The organism is Pisciglobus halotolerans (assembly GCF_900113675.1).
Classification (GTDB): Bacteria; Bacillota; Bacilli; order Lactobacillales; family Carnobacteriaceae; genus Pisciglobus; species Pisciglobus halotolerans.
The window spans coordinates 1-20354 of sequence record NZ_FOQE01000032.1 but is presented as its reverse complement, the minus strand read 5'-3'; the positions used below and the strand labels follow the sequence as shown (position 1 = coordinate 20354).

General features: G+C 33.3%; 23 protein-coding genes. 2 read left to right on the top strand and 21 right to left on the bottom strand.

The window, feature by feature from the left end; genetic code table 11:
* Positions 1-154 precede the first annotated feature (154 nt).
* From BM057_RS09280 to mobQ, 15 genes are all read right to left on the bottom strand, one after another.
* Entirely contained in the window at positions 155-2275 is a 2121-nt protein-coding gene (locus BM057_RS09280) for a type IA DNA topoisomerase (protein ID WP_092093210.1), read from the bottom strand.
* 22 nt (positions 2276-2297) lie between these two features.
* Positions 2298-2654, bottom strand: a complete 357-nt coding sequence (locus BM057_RS09275) for a hypothetical protein (RefSeq protein WP_092093208.1) — start codon at positions 2652-2654, stop codon at positions 2298-2300.
* A gap of 17 nt (positions 2655-2671) precedes the next feature.
* On the bottom strand, positions 2672-3511 hold the full coding sequence (locus BM057_RS09270) for a conjugal transfer protein TrbL family protein (protein WP_092093205.1): 840 nt from the start codon (positions 3509-3511) through the stop codon (positions 2672-2674).
* A gap of 16 nt (positions 3512-3527) precedes the next feature.
* The gene (locus tag BM057_RS09265; protein WP_092093202.1) at positions 3528-5087 is read right to left on the bottom strand and encodes a VirD4-like conjugal transfer protein, CD1115 family; all 1560 of its coding nucleotides are present in this window, start codon (positions 5085-5087) and stop codon (positions 3528-3530) included.
* A 9-nt stretch (positions 5088-5096) separates the two neighbouring features.
* Positions 5097-5531, bottom strand: a complete 435-nt coding sequence (locus tag BM057_RS09260) for a hypothetical protein (RefSeq protein ID WP_092093199.1) — start codon at positions 5529-5531, stop codon at positions 5097-5099.
* Positions 5532-5552: 21 nt separating this feature from the next.
* Positions 5553-6080, bottom strand: coding sequence for a hypothetical protein (locus BM057_RS09255; protein ID WP_143074502.1), 528 nt, complete (start codon positions 6078-6080; stop codon positions 5553-5555).
* Positions 6081-6112: 32 nt separating this feature from the next.
* Positions 6113-7114: a bifunctional lytic transglycosylase/C40 family peptidase gene (locus BM057_RS09250; protein ID WP_092093193.1), complete on the bottom strand. Its 1002-nt coding sequence runs from the start codon at positions 7112-7114 to the stop codon at positions 6113-6115.
* A 12-nt stretch (positions 7115-7126) separates the two neighbouring features.
* Complete coding sequence (locus BM057_RS09245; protein WP_092093191.1) at positions 7127-8464, bottom strand: hypothetical protein; 1338 nt, start codon at positions 8462-8464, stop codon at positions 7127-7129.
* A 14-nt stretch (positions 8465-8478) separates the two neighbouring features.
* Positions 8479-10443, bottom strand: coding sequence for a VirB4 family type IV secretion system protein (locus BM057_RS09240; protein ID WP_092093188.1), 1965 nt, complete (start codon positions 10441-10443; stop codon positions 8479-8481).
* A 16-nt stretch (positions 10444-10459) separates the two neighbouring features.
* Positions 10460-11128 (bottom strand): TrsD/TraD family conjugative transfer protein, encoded by a 669-nt coding sequence (trsD, locus tag BM057_RS09235; protein WP_092093186.1) that lies wholly within the window; start codon positions 11126-11128, stop codon positions 10460-10462.
* A gap of 15 nt (positions 11129-11143) precedes the next feature.
* Positions 11144-11488 (bottom strand): hypothetical protein, encoded by a 345-nt coding sequence (locus BM057_RS09230; protein WP_092093183.1) that lies wholly within the window; start codon positions 11486-11488, stop codon positions 11144-11146.
* A 32-nt stretch (positions 11489-11520) separates the two neighbouring features.
* Positions 11521-11850: a CagC family type IV secretion system protein gene (locus BM057_RS09225; RefSeq protein ID WP_092093181.1), complete on the bottom strand. Its 330-nt coding sequence runs from the start codon at positions 11848-11850 to the stop codon at positions 11521-11523.
* A complete protein-coding gene (locus BM057_RS09220; RefSeq protein ID WP_092093178.1) occupies positions 11850-12419 on the bottom strand; it encodes a hypothetical protein in 570 nt (189 codons plus the stop codon). Before BM057_RS09220 ends, BM057_RS09225 begins: the two co-directional genes overlap by 1 nt.
* A 138-nt stretch (positions 12420-12557) precedes the next feature.
* Positions 12558-13175: a hypothetical protein gene (locus tag BM057_RS09215; protein WP_092093175.1), complete on the bottom strand. Its 618-nt coding sequence runs from the start codon at positions 13173-13175 to the stop codon at positions 12558-12560.
* A gap of 19 nt (positions 13176-13194) precedes the next feature.
* Complete coding sequence (gene mobQ / locus BM057_RS09210) at positions 13195-15186, bottom strand: MobQ family relaxase (RefSeq protein WP_092093173.1); 1992 nt, start codon at positions 15184-15186, stop codon at positions 13195-13197.
* 251 nt (positions 15187-15437) lie between these two features.
* Here mobQ and BM057_RS09205 point away from each other — a divergent pair, with 251 nt between their 5' ends.
* The gene (locus BM057_RS09205; protein ID WP_092093170.1) at positions 15438-15719 is read left to right on the top strand and encodes a hypothetical protein; all 282 of its coding nucleotides are present in this window, start codon (positions 15438-15440) and stop codon (positions 15717-15719) included.
* Positions 15720-15744: 25 nt separating this feature from the next.
* A complete protein-coding gene (locus tag BM057_RS09200; RefSeq protein WP_092093168.1) occupies positions 15745-15972 on the top strand; it encodes a hypothetical protein in 228 nt (75 codons plus the stop codon).
* Between the two features lie 19 nt (positions 15973-15991).
* On the opposite strand, the gene BM057_RS09195 is transcribed toward BM057_RS09200, so the two are convergent.
* The 6 genes from BM057_RS09195 to BM057_RS09170 all read right to left on the bottom strand — a co-directional run bounded on the left by BM057_RS09195 (position 15992) and on the right by BM057_RS09170 (position 20105).
* Positions 15992-17347, bottom strand: coding sequence for an ArdC-like ssDNA-binding domain-containing protein (locus BM057_RS09195; protein ID WP_245741914.1), 1356 nt, complete (start codon positions 17345-17347; stop codon positions 15992-15994).
* Positions 17348-17350: 3 nt separating this feature from the next.
* A complete protein-coding gene (locus tag BM057_RS09190) occupies positions 17351-17563 on the bottom strand; it encodes a hypothetical protein (protein ID WP_092093163.1) in 213 nt (70 codons plus the stop codon).
* Between the two features lie 122 nt (positions 17564-17685).
* On the bottom strand, positions 17686-18699 hold the full coding sequence (locus tag BM057_RS09185; protein WP_092093160.1) for a replication initiator protein A: 1014 nt from the start codon (positions 18697-18699) through the stop codon (positions 17686-17688).
* A gap of 296 nt (positions 18700-18995) precedes the next feature.
* The gene (locus tag BM057_RS09180; RefSeq protein ID WP_092093158.1) at positions 18996-19193 is read right to left on the bottom strand and encodes a hypothetical protein; all 198 of its coding nucleotides are present in this window, start codon (positions 19191-19193) and stop codon (positions 18996-18998) included.
* Between the two features lie 274 nt (positions 19194-19467).
* Positions 19468-19782, bottom strand: a complete 315-nt coding sequence (locus BM057_RS09175; RefSeq protein ID WP_092093154.1) for a hypothetical protein — start codon at positions 19780-19782, stop codon at positions 19468-19470.
* On the bottom strand, positions 19782-20105 hold the full coding sequence (locus BM057_RS09170) for a type II toxin-antitoxin system Phd/YefM family antitoxin (RefSeq protein ID WP_177186223.1): 324 nt from the start codon (positions 20103-20105) through the stop codon (positions 19782-19784). Before BM057_RS09170 ends, BM057_RS09175 begins: the two co-directional genes overlap by 1 nt.
* Between the last annotated feature and the right edge of the window lie 249 nt (positions 20106-20354).

Here is a 20354-nt window from a genome sequence, read left to right as displayed (position 1 = left end):
TTTCATCACTTAACGGGTGAAGATGAAAAAGTAATTGTAAGCTGCCGTGAGGCAGTTTCACATGGTTTTAATTAAAAGTATGAATTATTCAGGTTAAAAATAATCTAAGCAAGGACACTACAACTTTGTAACGAATTGTAGTGCCCTTGATTTCTTAATTACTGTCTAAAAAATCAAATTCTAATTTATTATTGTTTATTTTCAGTTTTGCATTAAAGATATAGCCTTTTTTGCTTTTGAATCCTTTTATCAAACTTGTTTCTTGTTTCGTTAAAAGTTCTTTTATGTTTGTCTTAGTCAATGTTTTGCTGCTCCATTTTTTAGGAAGAGAAAACCTGCAGCCATTACTATATCCTGTACAACCATAAAACTTACCCTTGTCTAAAATGTTTCCGCTACATGAAGGACACTTTCCTATGACTTTATTTTGATCAATCTTTGTAGCTTGTTCTTTGATATGACTATGCTCAAATGTTTCAGGAACTTTTTTGACCAAGTGAGTAATAAAGTTTTGAATACTCTTTAAAAAAGCTTCTTGTGTACCTTGTCTATGCCGAATTTTTTTGAGGTATTTCTCCCACTTAGCCGTCATTTCAGAATTCGCTATTTCGTCATTTTGAATAATTTCGCAAAGCGTCATTCCCTTTTGCGTAACATAAATTTTATTTTTTTGAATGTTGATATATTCTTGTTTTTTCAGCGTTTCAATGATATTTGCTCTAGTAGCTTCTGTCCCAATTCCCTCAGTTTCTTTCAGTATGTCTTTGTTATCCTCATCCTCAATGGATCGCCCTACGTTTTTCATAGCCCTGATTAGAGTACCTTCTGTATAGTAACTTGGAGGTTTTGTTTCGCCTTTTTTATGGAACGGGTCTGTTCGAAAGAGTTCTCCTACTTTAACAGCCGGCAAAACTTGTTCATTTTCATTGTCCTTACTTTCTTTACCTAATTTTTTGTATAATTGTTTCCATCCTAAAATTTTCTCCACTTTACCAGTAGATTTAAATAAAACGCCACTCGCCTTAGTTAAAATGGTTGTTTCGTCATAGATATAGGGTTCTTCAAAAATGGCTAAGGTACGATAAAGAACGAGTTGATAAATATTCCGTTCTTTTTCAGGTAAACTCTCTAGTTTAGGGAGTGTTTTTGTTGGAATAATGGCGTAATGCTCTTGGACCTTCTTTCCATTCACATATCGCTTATTTTCATTCAATTGCGGATCTTTAATTTCTTCTCCTACTAAATTTAAATAGTTAACTAACTGCGCTTTTAAATAACTGAATTCTGGTGTTCCGATATAATTCGTGTCCGTTCTAGGATAAGAGAGGTATTTTTTTTCGTAGAGATTTTGAACGATAGCTAAAGATTCTGAAGCTCCATAACCGTATTTTTTATTGGCTGCTGCTTGCAAATCCGATAAGCTAAAAAGTTTTGGCGCATACTTTTTCTTTTCTTCAATTTTTACATCTTCTACCACACCATTAACGTCTTTTGTCAATCCATGATTTTCTTTAAACTGCTGTAAATCATCTATAGTATCAAATCGTTCTTTATACTTCCCTTGGTATTGTCTATCTTCATTACTGAACGTAGCATATAATTCAAAAAATGGTTTGCTGACAAAATGCTCTATTTCTTGATTTCGTTGGTAGATTAAGTATAGCGTGGGCGTTTGAACACGCCCAATACTAAAAACGCCCTGTAAGCCATTTTTTTGCATATATAAGGTGTACAAACGCGAAAGATTAATTCCTACTAACCAATCAGCAATTTGTCTGGTTTCTGCTTCTTTATAGGTAGAATAGAAATCGGCCCCATCTTTTAAGTGCTTAAAGCCATTTTTAATCTCGCTTGTTTCTAAAGAGTTAATCCATAGTCTTTTAATCGGCTTATGGTTATTCCCAGACAGATTAATAATTAGACGAGCAATCGCTTCTCCTTCTCGATCACTATCCGTTGCGATAATGATTTTATCTGCCTTATCAAGTAGTCCTTTAACAATTTTGTATTGCTTTGATTTTCCTGCAGCTACTTGAAACTGATAGTGTTCAGGAAAAACAGGCAATTTGTCTAATTGCCACTTTTTCCAAGCTGCATTATATTTTTCAGGTTCAGACAAAGATAATAAATGTCCGTAACCGTAAGTAATGGTTGCATTTGGCAGTTCGTTATCTGAAACATTGTAGTAACCATCTTTTTTCTCTACTTTAGCAAAAGCGTCTGTATAAGCTTTTGCTTGGCTTGGTTTTTCCGCTAAGATAACTGTATTGCCCATCAACTCACTCCCTTCTCAATGCTTATTTATTTACTCGTGGCGAAAGAGTTAAATCTCCATTTTCTTTCTTAACATCTTCATTAGCTGCTTTCAATTGATAATCATCTTCATTTTCTGTTACTTCGAAAGAAAATGATTCTTCTTCACCATTTTCTTGAAAAGTAATTACGTTATCTACAATTTTATAAGTATATCCAAGTTGGAATCCTAACATTTCAAAAGTAACAGTTTCTTCTCCAAATTGAGCAGTATAAGCTTCGCCATTGGTTGAAACAACATTCCATTCTTTTGATTGTAAATCACTTTGAATGTCTGTACCGCACCCTTCTAAAGTAATTAATGCTATTAGAGTAAGTAAAATAAATAAAACTTTCTTCATAGTATTTCCTCTCCTTTTTAACGTAACATGCGGTGAACTACGGCTCTTGCCATCCCTGAACCTGCTCGACCTGCTCCACTTGAATACCAAATACTTTTCACAATAGATGGACCACTAATGACTAATGCACCGCTACCGATTAAGGCTGGTAATTTACCCCAAACCGTATCTGTTTGCATAGTGATTGCCTCTGTAAAGAGTAACATGGACAATGTTAACACAATGATTGTAACGGTATGAGATAAAATATCTCGCCACCAATTCTCCATAAAATTATAATTTTCTGTTACAACAGATATAGCGCATAGAGGTGATAAAATTTCATCTATGAGGAGTTGAGCTTGTTCAATAAACAGTTTTATGACGAAAAAACCTATAACAACAAATATAAAAAGCCAAATAACAACTTGGCTAATACCTGCACTAAAAACGTCAGGTAAACTGTCAGCTTGTAAAGTATTAACTAAACTACTTGTCGTCAGTTCACCCATATTTCCAATAAAGTAATTTCCTATTGGCTGTACAATATAATTCATAGTTAATGAAATAACTAAAGGCATAATGACAAGTAAAGCACTCGCTTTAACTGATCTGACAATTGTCCACCAGATATTCGCTTCTTCGCTTCCCTCTGATTCCGATAAAAGTTGAGTAATAACTTTTCCTAAACAAACGGATACAAGTAGAATACCGCCAAAGAAGACAAATAAATTATAAGCGTCTAAAGCGTATCCTGCTAAACCATCATAATTAAATAAGGAATTTTGTAGAAATTCAATAAAGAGGTTAATTAAATCTTTTAACCAGTCTACAAATACCTCTGTAATTTTATCGCCAATATTGTCGAAACTAGGCATATATTAATCACTCCTTTTACTCTTCAAATGCTGAAAAATCACTTTCTCCGTCACTAAATTCTGCCATTGTTTGTTCCATTGCTTCTTGTTTCCGTCTTTCTTTTTTTGCATGCTCTTTTTCTTCTTTTTCTTTGGCTTTTTCAGCTAATCTATTCTTTTTATTTTCTTCTCGTTCTATGTGCTCACGTTCAAATTCAGCCTGCTTTTCGTTTAAACGTTCAATCTGTGCAGGATTTGTATTTTTTTCATATTCAGTTTGATTTAGCAATCGTTCAGGCTTTGGAAATAGTTCGAATTGATAGGCTTTTTTAACCTTCATGGGTGGCCGGTTTGCAAAGATAATCAGCTCTGTATCATCTGCCATACTTTTTACTTCGCCTGCGGTCATTAAATCACGAGCGGTGTACGACTCATTGTCTGAATGACTGGTACTGCTCCCCTCTTGTTTAGAGTTTTTTGAAGCACTCTTGTTACTTGTGGCTACTTTAACAGTCGCCTTACCTAGTAAATCGGAAAAATATTTGGCTGTAGTGTTATTCGCAGCGTTCATACAAATTTGAATCGAACAATTCCCTAAAATACTCTCAGCTTTTTCTTTATTGTACTTATCTTGTAATTGTGTAAGAGTTTGAATAATTGTTGATACTCCAATGCCATAACCACGACAAGTGGCCAAAAACTCTTCATAATTCGTGAATTTCCCTAAGTTAACAAACTCATCTAAGATGAAATTGACGGGTACAGGCAATTTCGAGTGGTGATTAGAAGCTAATTCATATAACTGATCAAACAGTTGAGAAAAGAAAATGTTGGTTAGGCCTTCCCAACTGGTATCCATAACTGGAATAATGACATAAAGCATTGTTTTCTTTTTGCCTATATCTTGTAAGTTAAAGTCACTAAAGCTCGTAAATTCGGCCACTGTATTATTAATATAGTCTGAAATAGACGTCAGCAAAGAAACAATAATGCTTCCTTTCATATCCCCACGAGATTTTTTATACCCTAACTCGTACAATTTCCGTGCAGGATGATTTAATTCAAGAACTGAAAAAGCCTTGTCTAGATCACTTTCTTCGTCATCTGTATCGGATTCATTTTTTTCTTGCAAGAAATTGACCAGTCCTGCCATATTACGGTTTTTAGGTTCTAATTCATATTTTACATAAAGAATTAACGCTGAGAGCAAAGATCGTTGCGAGTAATACCACACATCTTTTTTACCATCCTTATTGGAGCTATCCACGATTTTTGTGGCTACATTCGTTGCATTGACATCACTATTAACATAATCAATGGGATTATAACGATCAGAATGTTCCATTTTACTAAAGTTCAACACATGGACGTCATAGCCTTGTCGTTCTTTAAAATCTGCGGTATTTTCGTAAACTTCGCCTTTAGGATCGGTTACCACAATGCTATTTTTAGTTTCGTTCAATACGTTAGTAATCACGAAACCTTGTGTTTTGTAAGAACCTGGTCCGCCGACCACCATAATATTACGGTTTGGCTTGCTTTCTGTTGGTTGAATAATGTAGTCGCTTTTTAATTTCCCTAAAATAGTGCCTGTCATACAGAAAACCTACCTTTCTAGCGATTTTTGAAATTCACTCTGAACTTGCTTTTTACTTTTTTTAGTAAAGTTCTGATTATCCACCACTTCTTGTGGTCTGCCCCAACGTGCTGATCCATGATAAGCATTGCTTTCTTCGGTATCCCAACCCTCTTTTTTTACCTTTCCCATATGAGTAAAAACGGAATAAATGAACACTACACCCGTTCCTAGAATAAAGAAGGGATTTTTTTGTGCCCAATTTGTTTGAATATAATCTCCTAAATGGGTAAACGTCTCTTTCAAATGAGTTCCTATAACTTCAGTATTGATTGCTAATTTATACTCTGAGAGAGTGTAAATGACTTCAAGTGCTGCAATCAATAAAGCTTCTAAAAAGACAAAAGTAAGGACTATCCACAAAAATTTTTTAAGAATCCCTTTCATCTTGCTCTTATCGTTCATATCTAGTCTCCTCATTCCTGGTTAGCTATTTGTTGGTGTTCCACTAAAGACGTCTACTTGATCGATTAAGTACTGCCCTTTTTCTTCGCTTAGATGGATTAAGTAAACATTTTTAAATACAGTAGGTTCGTTATCTTCTACTTGGTAATGAATATCTGTGACAAATACAAACGAATTATCTTCTATTGGATTCACATAGGTTTTATAGTTTTGAGTACTGCTGTTAATAGAAATGGTTGGAGATTCGGTTCCGCCTGCGCCACTTAGTTGTTCAATAGTACTAGGCGAAAAATAGTTTTCCATATCTTCAAAACGAGATCGGTAATTGTCGGTATTGTAATTTAAGTAATCCGCAAACGCGCTATTAACAAATTTCGTTTTTTTAGCTATATCAGCGGTGTTATTACCACTACTTTGTACTATCAAATTTTCTTCTAATTGTGCGATTTCTTCTTGTTTGGTTTGAATGTCAGCTTCCTTTTGCTGATTATCTTGATAAAGACCATAGATAGAGATAATCGCTAAAAGAAGCAAGACTGATTCAACCATCATAATGATCTTTGTTTTCATATTCATTTCCTCTATTCTGCTTTAAAGTCAACGATTCTACCAAATCCTGCAAGATGTTCTTGCCAGTAAGGTGTTTCAATACTGGTGTATTGCAAAGGGTCACCTGCATGAAACATCATTCCATTTCCCATATACATTCCTAAATGAGTAATGTAATTAGCGGTATCATAAGTACTATGGAAAAATACAAAATCACCTGGCTTTAATTCATCTGTAGTTATTTTTTGAGAATAATCATATTGTTGTTGTGCAGTTCTTGGTACGTTTATCCCATTTTGATTAAACAAGAAATACCACAGGCCACTACAATCAAAGGACGTAGCTGGACTTGAACCACCAAAGACATAGGGCATACCTTGGAATTGTTCGAATTGTTTTTGAAAATCGGCCAGTTCTCCTGTTACTTCAACTGTTTCTTCGTTAGAAGAACCCATATACCTTTTTACATGATCTACATATTTCGGATCTCCATAGACTGTCCAACCTAACTTATTTTTCATATTCGTTGAAAACTGTTGAGCCAGTTCGTGAGAATATTTCCCGCCATTTTCAGCAACAAAATTTATGAAACCATCGCCCATGTTATAAGCTTGAATAGCCGTATCCATATCAACTCCTGCTTTATTAGCTTGGTTCACAACATTCACAAAGTAATTTACTCCTACTTCAATGGAATATAACGGGTCTTGAATCGTATTTGGTGCAAGCCCTAAGCTCTCGCTTGCTTGCATAACATCTAAAGAAGCTGTACCGCCACTTTCTTGCGTTGTAATGGCCAAAAGAACATTGATATGCTCTTCCATTCCGTGTTTTTTAAGTTCAACCTCTATAGCGGGTTTATACTGCAAAACAGCTTGTGGCACTTGACCCGCTCCGTAAGTACCTGTGCTACTCTCTTGTTGTTGCTGCTGAAATAAAGTAAAGAACATTACGAAGAGGACAACCATAATGACTACAAGTAGTAGAATAAACGAAAAGAATTTTTTCATAGATCTAGCTTTTAAAACGTGCAAAAGATCACTCCTTTACCCTCTATACTCTTCTAACTGCTCTTTCAAACCATCTATTTCTTTTTGAAGAGTTTCTCTTTGTTTATCATCATCGCTATCATTCATTTGTTTAGTTTTTTCTTGAATTTGCTGCCCAATAGCAACAATTTTTTGAAGGCTTTCATTTTCAGGATACTTATCCAATACTTTTTGAGCATTATTTACGTCATTCAAATCAACAAATTTTCTGGCTAAACGAATTCCAGTACTTTCTTCAGTTAAGAAATTGAGCGTGTTCACCATAGCGTTCGTATCGCCTTGTACAATTCCTTTTTCCTCTTCAAGCTTCGTTTTTCCATTTTCGTCTAAAGAATCACTGTTCAAGTCCACGAGGGCTTGTTGCTCGTTAGTTTCATACAGACGTTGAATAATGGCTTCTAGCGACTCGCTATGAACGTCTATGGCTTTTTGGTACTGTTCCTTGCTAAGAAGTTTTTCTGATAGCTGAGCGTCCTTGTAATCCCCTTCTTGATAAAGTTGGATAGCTTCATCATAATTTTCTTTTTCAAATTCTTCATTGGCTAAAAGAAGCGTATCTTTTTGTTCTAATTGCGCTTCATACTGTGAAGCCAGTGCTTCTTCTTGATTTGATTGTTTCCCAAGTAATAAGCCACTTATACTAAGAAATACAATACTAGCTCCTGCTAAAGTGACTAGTGATTTTTGACGTATTTTTTGTTCTCTTTTGGTTTGGGAACGAATATAATCATAGGTCAAAAAGTTATTGCTCTGTTGGATAAGAGACAATAATTCGGATACATTTCTTTGTTGATAAATTTCTTTGATAAAATCATTACCAACCTTACGAACCTCTTCAGGCGTGTTCAAACACTTCTCATAAGCAATGCCGCTTAAGATACTTACAATACAAGCTTTATACCGTTCTAAAGTGGTCCGCATATCTCTAGGCATAAAACGATTTGCTGCATAAGTGTAACGGACGGTATTCATTGGGTAGTAATAGATAGTCGCTGGATTCAGAGAAATATATAAGTCTGTATGACTGTATTTCTGAAGAATATCTTGTTTTAAAATTTCTTCGACAATAGAAACTTTCACAGGATAGGCTTCCTTTTTTATCGTATTTAAATTCTTTAACACGCTCCCTTTTTCATACAGAAAACTGACTGTTGTTTCGGATTCTTTAATCCCTTTAAAATCAAGAAATAAAGAGTCTTTTTTTATTGGTAACTCTTTAATTTCGTCAATGTTATCGTACGTAAACTGACTATTTTCCATTTCAATTTTGACTGTACTTTTTTCATCTGTTAGAGTACCAAATTCAAAATTGTAAATTTTAAATGGTTTGTTCAATATAGCTGCCTCCTTTAAAACTGGAACGACCGAGCTTCTTCTTGTTCAATAGGGGTCATTTTGATCCGTTCTTCATAATTGGGTATGGCTTCTGGATATTTCTCTTGATATTGTTCAAAATCAATTAGTCTTAGTTCTTCTTCCGTTAAAGTAACTTTCATAAAGGCTCGTTTGGATCCGTTGATCATTAACCCCTCACCTTGTTTTTTCTTCTCTAGTAATTTCCGTTCTTTTTTTGAAAAATTCACTCGCAATTTGTCTTCAATATCATCTAAACTACCCGGATCAAGTCCAAAAAATAATTTAGTATAACTATTTCCAATAATTGCTTCACCAACGTTTTTCCCGTTGCCCATCGTCCCATCCAACACATCTTGTATTTGTTGAGTGCCTGCGATTGCTCCAGCATTATATTTTCTAAACCGTTTGAACGCTTGATAGAAAAAGCTTGAAGCATCAGGATTCTGTGTTAAAAAATGAAATTCATCCACAAATAACTTAATGTTTTCTGTTCTATTTTTAGTGATTTCATCCCACAAGAAACTAAAAGTATTCAAGTACGCCGCTCCTTGAATCTCTTCATCGTTCTGTAAGGCCTTCAGATCAAAAGATAACAAGTTTGTATTGATATCAATATTTGTAAAACCATTAAATAAGGTATTTGATCCATTAACGTAGCTATCTAGAATAAAGTAAAAGTCTTTAATAATTTCATATCGCTCTTTTCCTTCTTTGCTATCTCTTAACCGTTCAATTTGTTGGAACACGTCTGAAAGGATAGGCCATTGATCTTGGTGAATGCTCTTTATGTTTTTGTAATGTAAAACGCCACTATTTCGATAACAATCATGTAAAACAGAATCCAATACACTCTTTTCTACTTGAGTTAAATCGGGTTTCAAAACTTGGAAAAAGCCTTTTACACGTTGAATTTTATCTTTGATCAACAAATCTATGTTTACTTCTTGACTAGTGTCCAATTCTTCTGTAAATATCTCCAAAGGATTGATTTTAGTCGCTGAGTTACTACTTAAATGAACGACTTGGCCACCAAAATGTTCTACAATTTCGCTATATTCATTTTCAGGATCGATAATAAAGACCTTTACCCCTTTAGCGATATACCGTAAAATCTTTTGTTGCATATAAGTGGTTTTCCCTACCCCACTCGTTCCGATAACCACCATATTTTGGTTTAATACATTGCGTTTATCCATATAATCAATGGCAATTAAGCTATTCGTATCTTTATTGATACCTTCAATATCGCTATGAGGATTTAAGTCTAAAATATCTGCATCATCAAATGGAATGACACTACTAGCTACTTCTGTATTCGATTGTTTAAAGGTATAATCTTTTAAAAGATTCTCTCCAATGGGCATTGCACTCCAAAATGCTTGATATTGTGCTTTAATTGGGTTCATAGATTTCAACTGTAATTTGGATAACGTATTATTGACACTATCTGTTAGGGCGTTTAATTCTTCTAGACTTTCAGCCTGCAAGAATACATACATATGTTGGTAAAGATAGGTGACTTCGCTATCAAGATACTTATTCAACTGCATATTAGCGGTTTCAATAGCTTGGACTATTTTTTTCTTTTTCAAAGGATCATACGTGTCCACTTTTTCAGCTTCTTTATTTTTTATAGTATTGTTGTAGTACTCAACCATCTTTCGCGCGTTACTACTTTCAAAGTCTTGAACAATGGTGATATTCCCTTTTTTTCGCTTTAAAGGGGCTAACCAATTCCCACTTTTCACTTTTGGATAATCGACAATCGCTAATACTCTAATATAGTTGTCTCCACTTTCAATATGATCTGGAAATTCTTCCCAACTGAATGGATAAACACCATTAATAGACTCACTATCAAGAAAGTCATCTAGATTACTTATATCTTGACTTTTATCAACGCCAAATTCATCTGTATCATCTTGTTCTTCTACTTCCTTCTTGGAAAATAGACGCATAAATGCAGCTCCTTTCTTAGTGTCCCGAAAAATTGATTAAGTTTTTCAACACAGCTAAAATCTCATTACTATGCAATTTCTTAGCTTGCATGTCATAACTATCAAAACTATCTTCTAATCGATTGATATACTGTGTGGTTTTTTCATCTAAATCAGTCACTTTTTTATTTAATGCAGTAAAGGTTTTATCTTTAATTTTTTCCCGCACAATGAGCAAGTGTTTCTTGGTACTCATTTCTTGTGTTCTAGTTTTGCTGGCTAAATCGTCAATATAGGACGCGATCAAACTCGCTCGAGCTTGATTTGGCTCTTTTTTTTCGATTTCTTGCAAATATCTCTTTTTGTAACTCAACAAAAATTCTTCAAAATCCACTGGAATTGTCATATCTAAGTACTGTTGTTGTTCTGCAGAAGCATCTCCTAAAGTAGTCATCAGAAACGCATTGTACGTCTCAAAAACGTCTGCTTGTTCACTTTCATTTAACAACTCTAAGTTCACACCAGAAATTTCAATAATCCCTACTAAATAGCCTGTCTTAGTGACTAAATAATCCCTATATACCGATTGAATCAAACTCATATCGAAAATTGTTTGTTTTCCTTTGCCAATTTTTTTCGGCACGAAGGTAAATTCTAAGTCTTGTTCGACTTTAGTTTCTTTCGCGGCTAAACCAAATAGTTTCAAAAAAACACCTCCTTTTTACTTTCTTTTCATAGCTTTTTTAAAAAATAAGTGTTGGCGAGATTTATATTTTGATTTCATCTGTAGGTGTGGCATTAAACGTACATTATTGCGATATGAGACTGGTCTAGAAGACAAGACAGCTAATAACACCGTAATAGAGAAAATTACCACAATGGTCTTAAAAAGCATGAATTTGAAAGTGTGAGGTGGCAAGAAGAGAACAATAAGACCGACTATAACCATTGGCAAAACATATACCAGCAATTCTTTTACAGACAATCCTAAAAATACTCCATATGAAGATTCAACATTTTCAGGAAAGAAAAAAGTCTTTTCGTCTTTTTTCTTTGTTTCATTCATATCTAGTTACCCCTTTACTTTTTTTCCTGTGATTATTGGAATAGACTGTAAACCCATGGAACAACCCAAACAATTGCAGCTCCTATGGCTACTAATCCTAGAACACGTCCAACTGCTTTATAAACTTCGCTTTTTTCTTGAGGATCATCAGCGCTGGGCATACGTTTGATAATGATCCATAGCGCCACACAAATTCCGACAATAACAATTAACCCCGTTAACAGCTGTTGAATAGTATTCCCAGCTTCCGTTAAGCGAGATTGAACTTCAGTTGCACTTGCATAGGCAACAGTTGGATACGTTAAGGCTGTTAATGCTGAAACCCCTACTGTAAATTGTATTAGTTTATTTTTTAGCTTCATTATTCTTCTTCCTCTCTTTTTCTGATCAATTCTATGTTTTTAACGTTATTCTGTTGTTTACCTTCTTGACGATTACCGATTAATCGTTGTTGTTCTTTTTCTTTGACAATTTCAGCGAGTTTATCCATTCTTTCGTGGTAAGGAGATAACCTAAGTAATTTGTCTTTATCGAACGTGCCAATAAAATAGGCTGTTTGTTTACCACTTTCTTTTCTTTCAATCACCTGTAATTGGGCTTTATACTTTTCAAGCGAGTTGTTACGTTCAATGTTGAAACAATCTAGAAAACCTTCTGTTATAGCCCCACCTGCAAAAGCGAGTTCATTTATAAAAGAACTATTGCGTGGATTGGCTTTTGTAAAATCTATCCTCCTAATTTTTTCTGTTACTGCTTGATCTTTATCAGCTAAGTGGTGCTTTTGAATGTAGTGACTAAATAATTTCTTATCGAGATTAAAATGGTTATTAAAATGTTCTTCAATAGCCTCATTTCGTTTTTGATTTCGTTTTTCTTTGCTATCTTCTTTCTCGTACTCAACTTTAATGCCCTCTTTATAACGCTCTAACATAGTACCTCCTCCCTAAACACAAAAAACACTTTATATATAAAAAATGTACAAAAATACATTTTTTATATATAAAGTGTAAGGAAAAAGCTATTTGGAATCAAGAATAGTGCTTACTAATCTCTCTTAATTCCAGATAGCTTACGTCGCTGCTATGCCCTGTAAAGCTTTAATATGGTTTTCTATAATTTCAGCAACCGAATAATCTTCGAAACTCTGTAAATAATCTAAAGAAGGTTGCGTTAAAAATAGCCCTTTTTTTACTTTATTACTCTCGTTACTCCTTTTTTGATAGTCAGGCAATCTATACATAAAAGAATAATTTAATAAAGTTGTTTGAACAATCCCGGTTTCTTCTGAAAAACTACTTAACCATTGTTCTAATGTTTCATCTATGTGATAAACACGTCTTATTTTGGGTTGTTTAGTGTCTGCCTCTTTACAGCTATCATCATCTTCATTCAGTAACGCATTAAGGAATGCTGCAAGATACTCATCTAAACTAAATAAATAGCGTTGCTTATTCTTAAAAATAGTTAAAAAATAACTGTTAATCTCAAAATAAAATTCGTGCTGTTCGGTATCAAAATCAATTTCGGTTAAGTTATCGTAGACTTGCTCCTCTGTTAGATCTGAATCCTGGTACAGAAACAAACTCATTAATATGACGTTTGTTCTAGTAGATCCTAGATAATTTACCCTTCTTATTAACTTCTGATAATTCGAATCACTCATCTTTAAATAGATCCGTTCTTTCATTGCCTCAACTCCTTTTCATTTATATTTTTGGCCCATTTGAGGGATTCTTATTAGATGATTTTGTGGATCGACTAGATATACTTTTCTTCTTGCGTTTACTTTTCTGCTGCATTTCTCGTCTCACATTATCCTCGCTCGATTTAATTAAATTATCGTATACTTTCAAACTATTAGCAAGCGTTCCAAATAAGCTAGGTTTGGAATAATTGGTCCAATTTGAAGGTAAAGAAATCCCATTTTCTTCAACTTCTTTAAGAAATAATCCTCTCGTCTCAGGATTAGAGACAGTTTCAAATAGTTCTTTTTTGTGATAATCATCAGCAATAGATTTTAAGTCCTCGTCTGTTAGCTTACCTTTTTCTATTTTATCTAACAGCTGAAGTCCCATTCTTTGTTCGACCGTAGAATACTTACTGACAACTTCTTTTTGTGCTAACGCTGTGATTTTAGTGTAGGAAAGTGTACTTCCATAATAAGACAGCAGTTGTGAGACAGCTTCTTTTTGAACAGCGTTTAAATCCTTAATATTTGCTGTCGGGTAGTTAGAGAGAATAGTTTGTTCGTAATATTTTTCCGCAATTTTTAACGTATTGAAACGTAATTTTTGAGTTCTATCTAATTGTTTAAAGGTTTCTTTTTTATCCGCTGCTAAAGTATGAACGGTTTCTTTATCTACTTGATTCTCGTCAAGAAACTGGTCTATTTTTTTGGAAGCAAAGTAGAAGTCCTTTTGATACGTTTTGATATCTTTTAGATACGGCTTCTTGGTAATAGTCCTCATCATGTCCTTGAGTTCATTATCTTGAGCATGCGATAAAATGTCTTTCAACTCCTTTTCGTCTAACACTTTATCTTTCAATAAAGTTTCTTGCCCTATACTAATTTTGGCATAATCTGAAAACTTTGCATTTTTAAAAGTAGGATAATGTCTCTCAAAAATTCGGATTGACTCTTTAGTTAAAATATCTTTTCCTCTTTGGACGTTGTCTTGAGTTTCATTTATTTTATCAAATATTGTTTCGTCAAAAGATCCAGGTTTAATCAGTTGATTTACTTTTTCAGCATTTTTCCAATTGTTTACCATGCGCTCTTTATCTACTAAGTTATCGTAATTAATATATATTTTTAAGTCTTTTGCTAAGCGCTTTAAATCTTGTTTTTCTGTTGGTGACAATAATGGAATGATAGTGTTTGTTGTTTTTTCAGCGACCATTTCTTTTCGAGTTTCTTCTCTAGTATAATTTTCTTTTTTAATTTGGCGATTAGCTTCAGCACGTTCACTGGCTTGTCCTCTTTGTTCCATTTGCCTAGCAACATATCCTTCATGAATAGTAGGAACTCTTTTTTCTCCTAATTCTGCATAACTTTTTTCAGAAATACGTTGAGAGAATCCATTCTTTTCTAAATACTGATTGGTTAGACTAGCCCAATTTTTTCTCCATTCTTTTATTTTTTCTGAATTATCCCAATCATTAATATGAACTTTTCTATTTTTTCTACTTCCATTTTTGGTATAGACTTGATTACCTTCTTCATCTTTAACAAAGATTGTGTTTGATTTTTTTCCCCATTCTCCATCTTTTTCAAAAGGTCTAGTAGTTAACATGACATGAAAATGAGGATTACTTTTATTATCTCTATGAATTGAAACATCCGCTACCATACCTTCGTCTACAAAGTTAGTTTGTACATAGTCTTTTGTTAAAGTAATTTGCTCTTCATTTGAAAGTTCTATTGGTAATGCGACATTTATTTCTCTAGCTAATTGAGCGCGACTTGATTTCTCAATGGCTTCTACTTCGTTCCACAACTTTTCTCGATCTAAAGTCCATTCAGGAGCATGTTTTGGTTTTAAAATAAAAGTTTCAGGTGAAACTTCCCTTCTATAAAAGTTAGATTCTCCATAACGTTCACTATACAATTTGTCTCCACTACGGTATGCAGCGCTAGCAATTGCTGATTGTCCTTTTCCTCTAGATATGATTTTGCAATTAAAATGATAGATAGCCATTATGAGAATCTTCCTTTCTTTATTTTTTACATGAGCGTAGCGAATTTTTAAAACTGCGGAGCAGTTTTTTACACACAGCAATTTATTGCTTAAACTAGAGAACGCTAGTTTAATTTTCGCAATATACGACGTTTTTTAAAATGTCGTATAAGTGCGCCCTTTACTTGTTTTCATTTTAGCAGTAATCATATCCTTTTACAATTTGTTTACTGTTTGCTATGGTTATTTTGAATAAGAAAGGGGTTAATTACATGAGTTCACTAAAAAGCATTCAAACAAAGATGGACCAAATTGAAAAACTAAAAATAGAAGTAGAAGAAGCAAAGAAAGAAATTCATACATCCTTAGGAGAACGAATAATTAAATCACTAGAACTAGATTACGAAATGCTTTCTTCTAAAAAAGACATAAATTCTGTAGTAAATAGAATTGTTGAAAGTTTGCCAGATCATTTATTTACTGATCTAAACAATGACTCTGTAAATGACGAGAACGAATCTACTGGATTGAATCACGAGTTGCAAAATTCATAATTAATTGAAAAGTTAGGTGTTCCCGATGAGTAATTTAGATATCAAAAAAAAGGAACAAGAAATCAGACGACTACAACGACAAATGCAAAGAGATTCAGAAAGGTTAAGAAAAGAACGAACACATCGATTGATTCAAAAAGGAGCTCTTTTAGAAGCTTATTTTGATATGAGGGATTCGAGCATCGAAGAAACAGAAAAAGTATTAAATATTATTGCTCCTGAAGTCAAAAAAATAAGAGAACAGAATTTTTAGCATCCTGTTCTCTTATTTTTTATAAATTTAAATGATTTACTTTTTTCTGTTGCGTATATTCAGAAATAGTTTTGAAAGTACCTGTATCTTCTGGAACTTTGTTTTGAATGTTTAAATTTGGTTTACGATTTAAAACCTCATTTTTAATGTCCTGACTTAACCATTCTTTTCCAGTCAATGTACCAGACCACTCTTTAGCAATCTCTTTTCTATTTTTATCTGATCGGATACAATAATAATATTTATTTTGCTCTTTGTCTTCTAATCGAATATTGAAATCGGTAAAGAATTTTGAAGTATTCAAATCTTCAATTCCAGTACAAATTAACGGTTCATCTTTTAAAACAATATAATGATTTTTCCCATTACTATCCGATAAAAAATTTAGTTTCTCTGCATTTAAGACATCTTGTGTTTTCTCTTTTGACTGTAGTTTCTCGTTAAATTTATCGGTTATCTCCTCAATCATATTAGCTGCTACTTCCTTTACTTCTTCCAAAGATTTAATATAAACTTCTTTCTCGACATCTCTTCTTGTCCAGTTCGCTAAGTAAGATTGCGTATACTCTTCAGAATTCAAACCAAATGTATTACTGACAACATAAGCCGTCATTTCCGCTTGGTATTCTAAAACATTCGTTGCATGGAGCATATGATCTTTCTCTTTCATTTTAGGAACATTATGCATTTCAGCATGTGCTAACTCATGCAATAATACTTTTGTTCTTTCCGTATCATTTAAACTATCCTTCAGTACTATTTCGTTCTCGGAAGGAGCATAAAATCCTTTTGCAGCACTTGAGGTTTTTCCAATCTTAACAGTTATCTCTTTTTCTTTCGCATACTCACTCAAGGCTTTGTTTAAATCTTTAAATTCCATCTCGGTATTGTTGAAATCAAAATTTTCAGGTCGATTGGGATATAGCTTGGGATAATCTTCAACAGGACAATTAGTTTGGGTAATGTCAAAAACAGGAACAGTTAGATAGCCAACAATTTCTTTTTTTGTTTTTATTTGGCCAGTTTTAATCTTTTCCTGTTGTTCTGCATTTGCATACTTTACTAATTTCTTATTACCTTTTTCGTTTTTGAACGTTTTTTCGATTTTTGGTGCTAAAAGGTAAAGAGATTTTTCGCCTTTTTGTACCTGGTAACCCATTTTTTGAAATTCTTTGTAAGAAGCTACGCCATAAGCTCCCTTATACTGTGATTGAATCAGTAAGACATTTCGAGTGGAATAATTTTTGAATTTCGTCATGCTGTTTAATAATTCCAATTCATCTTGAGGATCGTCTTGGAAATTTTTAACAGCCTGGTTCATTTTGTCTGTCAGTTCGTCAATCTGTTTCTTTTTTTCTTCCCTACTACGTTTCACCAATTACTTCAACTCCTTTTCGTCGTCAATGTAACTTAATTGGTTCTCCTCTTCGTTATAAATGACAAAAATATCTTCTTCCGTTTCATTTAGCAATAATTCGTAATAGTCTAATTGCTCTTGTGTTATAGAAACGCTAAATTCTTTTCTAGTGTTGGGATTATATACAATAGCTTTATCAGGTTGATTAATTTCTAACAATAAAACAGTTATCATCATATGCTCCTTTCTAAATAGCTCAAAAAACGGTTCTAAAGCATTTTAAAATCTTTACTCACTTTATCCTTATTTACACCTTTAAATCCTTCTGAAGGTGTAAATTCACTGCTTTATCCCCTTTATTTACTTACTTGGCTTCTCACGAAGTCTTCAAAGACATTTTTGAAAGAAATAAATAGGTAGCTGGAAATATTTTTAGTTTTCCCAAATCTGGATTGCTGCACGCAGCGAGTGAAAGTTCGTTTTAATTCTTCTCGAATAAATGCACTGTATTTACTAGATGACAAGATAGAGATATAAATACCGCTCTCATCTTCTACTGATTTTTTAGCATACATGACTTTTTCACAGTAAAGCGTAAAGGTCTGAAAATCATTAAAACTATAAGCTTTAAAGTAATGAATCAACTCTTCACCATACTCCTCATACAGTGCATACTTTTCAATATAACCGTCAATAAGTTGGTGCTCTTGTTCGTTATCTTTTGTTTTAGGATTGAATGCTTGATTGATAAGAATGTTTTCATCTGGTTTTGAGATATCTTTATTGTCTTTAACATCTTTAGAAAAATATTTATATAGATTTACCGCATTTTTTTCGGTTCCTTGATTTAATCGACTTTTAGCCTCTTTTTCACGACCCTCAAAATTTGCGGTTCCTTGATTTAACGGGTTATCTGATTCTTCTTCTCGAACCGCATTTTCTGCGGTTTCTTGATTAGATAAAATTTCTTCTCGTTGTTGTAATTGATATATATCCGTCGCATTGACTTCCAAATCCGCTAAATATAGGCGATTAGGAAAGTTTTTCTTTTTCACTGGATCAAACCCCATTTTTTGTTGCAGCAGCAATCCAGCTTTCTCTAACTCTTTTTTTATTTTTGTTACGGTATTTTCTGATTTATTTAACAATTCGCACAACTCTTTATTGGTAAAGATAAAATAGACATTATTTTCTTCGTCAATCCAATGGTTTTGAATGGAATATTGCAACCGATCACGAAAAATAACATACGCTAATTTAGCACTATCTGATAATTTCGAGTATTCTTCACTGTAGAGTAAAACTTTAGGAAATTGAAAATAAAGTTCTCCATAAGCTTTATCTGCTTTATAAAAATTAAAGTCAGACATTACAAAAACTCCTTTACTACCTGTATGACCATGCAACAAGAAAGGAGATCACGCTGTTTAATACTTTACTTTTGTTTTAAATCCTAATAAAATAAGATTTAGAGAAGAACAAATTTTTGGCGCCAACCAAAAGCTTAAACAAGATGATTTCCTTTCCTGACTACGCCAATAGTCAGGTTTCTATTTATTATTATGTATACATAATTTGTAAATAACACACATTTATTATAGCGTTTAATTAAAAAAAGGAAAATAATCTGCTTATAAAAATCTATTCAATTTATTTATCATTTCTCTTACTGATTCTTTTCTTTATATTCTTTCACAATCTCATCTAACAAATTTTTCATTGAAACACCTCTTTTAAAAGCTTCGTTCTTCAAATATTCATGAGCTTCTATCCCGATTCGAATTTGTTTCAACTCCACTTTTTCTTTAGACAATGTTTCTTCTTTAATTTCAGGCAAAATCTCACCAAAAGTTCTTTTTCTCATCTATTATCCCTCACAGTGTTTAGTATGATTTAGAATAAATATATCACTTTTACGTCGACGTGTAAACGTAAATAGAAGAGTTTATTTTAAACTTTTCCGCCTTTTCTCTCGTTTTTTTACTTTAGCCTTATATATTTAAGCGATGTAGCTGCACAAATAGAGGCAACATCATGGTGAAGACCAAAAAGGATTCTACCGCTTATAAGCAGTAGAATCCTTTTCGCTACGTATATACGTGCACGAGATCATTGACATACTCAGTAGTATATTAACTTTACCAATATTTTTTTCTTCTTTTTTCTGCGGTCACAAATACTTTTTCATCTTCTCTTTTACCAATGGCCACGATCTCAATAATTTCTATTTGATTGTCTTTTGTTGGTTTGAAGATCAGACGAATACCAAGTTTTTGGTTCTTTAATTCTTTAAAACCGGCTAGTTTTGAATAGCTGGTATTTCCAAGGTCTTTGCCAATTTCAGAACCTCGGATTCTTAACCGTTCTTCAGCAGCGTTTACCCATTTTTTTAACGTGCCGTCCAACTTTTTATAGTCTTTTTCTGCTTCTTTCCAAAAATACACGTCAGCCATTAATCAAATAGATCCTCATCGGAGAAAGCAGTAAATGGGTTATGCTCTGGATTGGATTCGATGACATCTTTAGCGGGGATGAGTTTGCCTGGTCCAGCTGCTACGCGCTCATTCAACTGACTATAAAATAGTTTGTTTTCTAATTCGTTGTACTCTTTCACTAATTTTTCATACACTTCGTTACTAAGAATAACGGCTTCCGGTTTATTGTGGTTAAAAATAAAGGTGGGTTCCCCAGTTTCATGAGTGTCTTTGATAATTTTTGAGAACTCTTTTTTGGCTTCTGTGATGGATTTTGTTTTTACATCTAAAATTTTCATCATACGAAGCACCTCACTTTTCATTATTTGTTTAATCATAACACAAAAAGATCTTAATTAAAAACTTAATAAAGACCTTTTTATTCTTTTGTATTTTCTATTGAGATTTATTACCTTTTATTCAAATTCCTGTGTAACTTTATATAGTTGCTAAATTCATATATAAATACACGAAATTGCTTATAATAGTGTATTGGAATTAAGATAGATTGACAAACGAGTGATCAAATAGATATACTTCATTCAAACAAT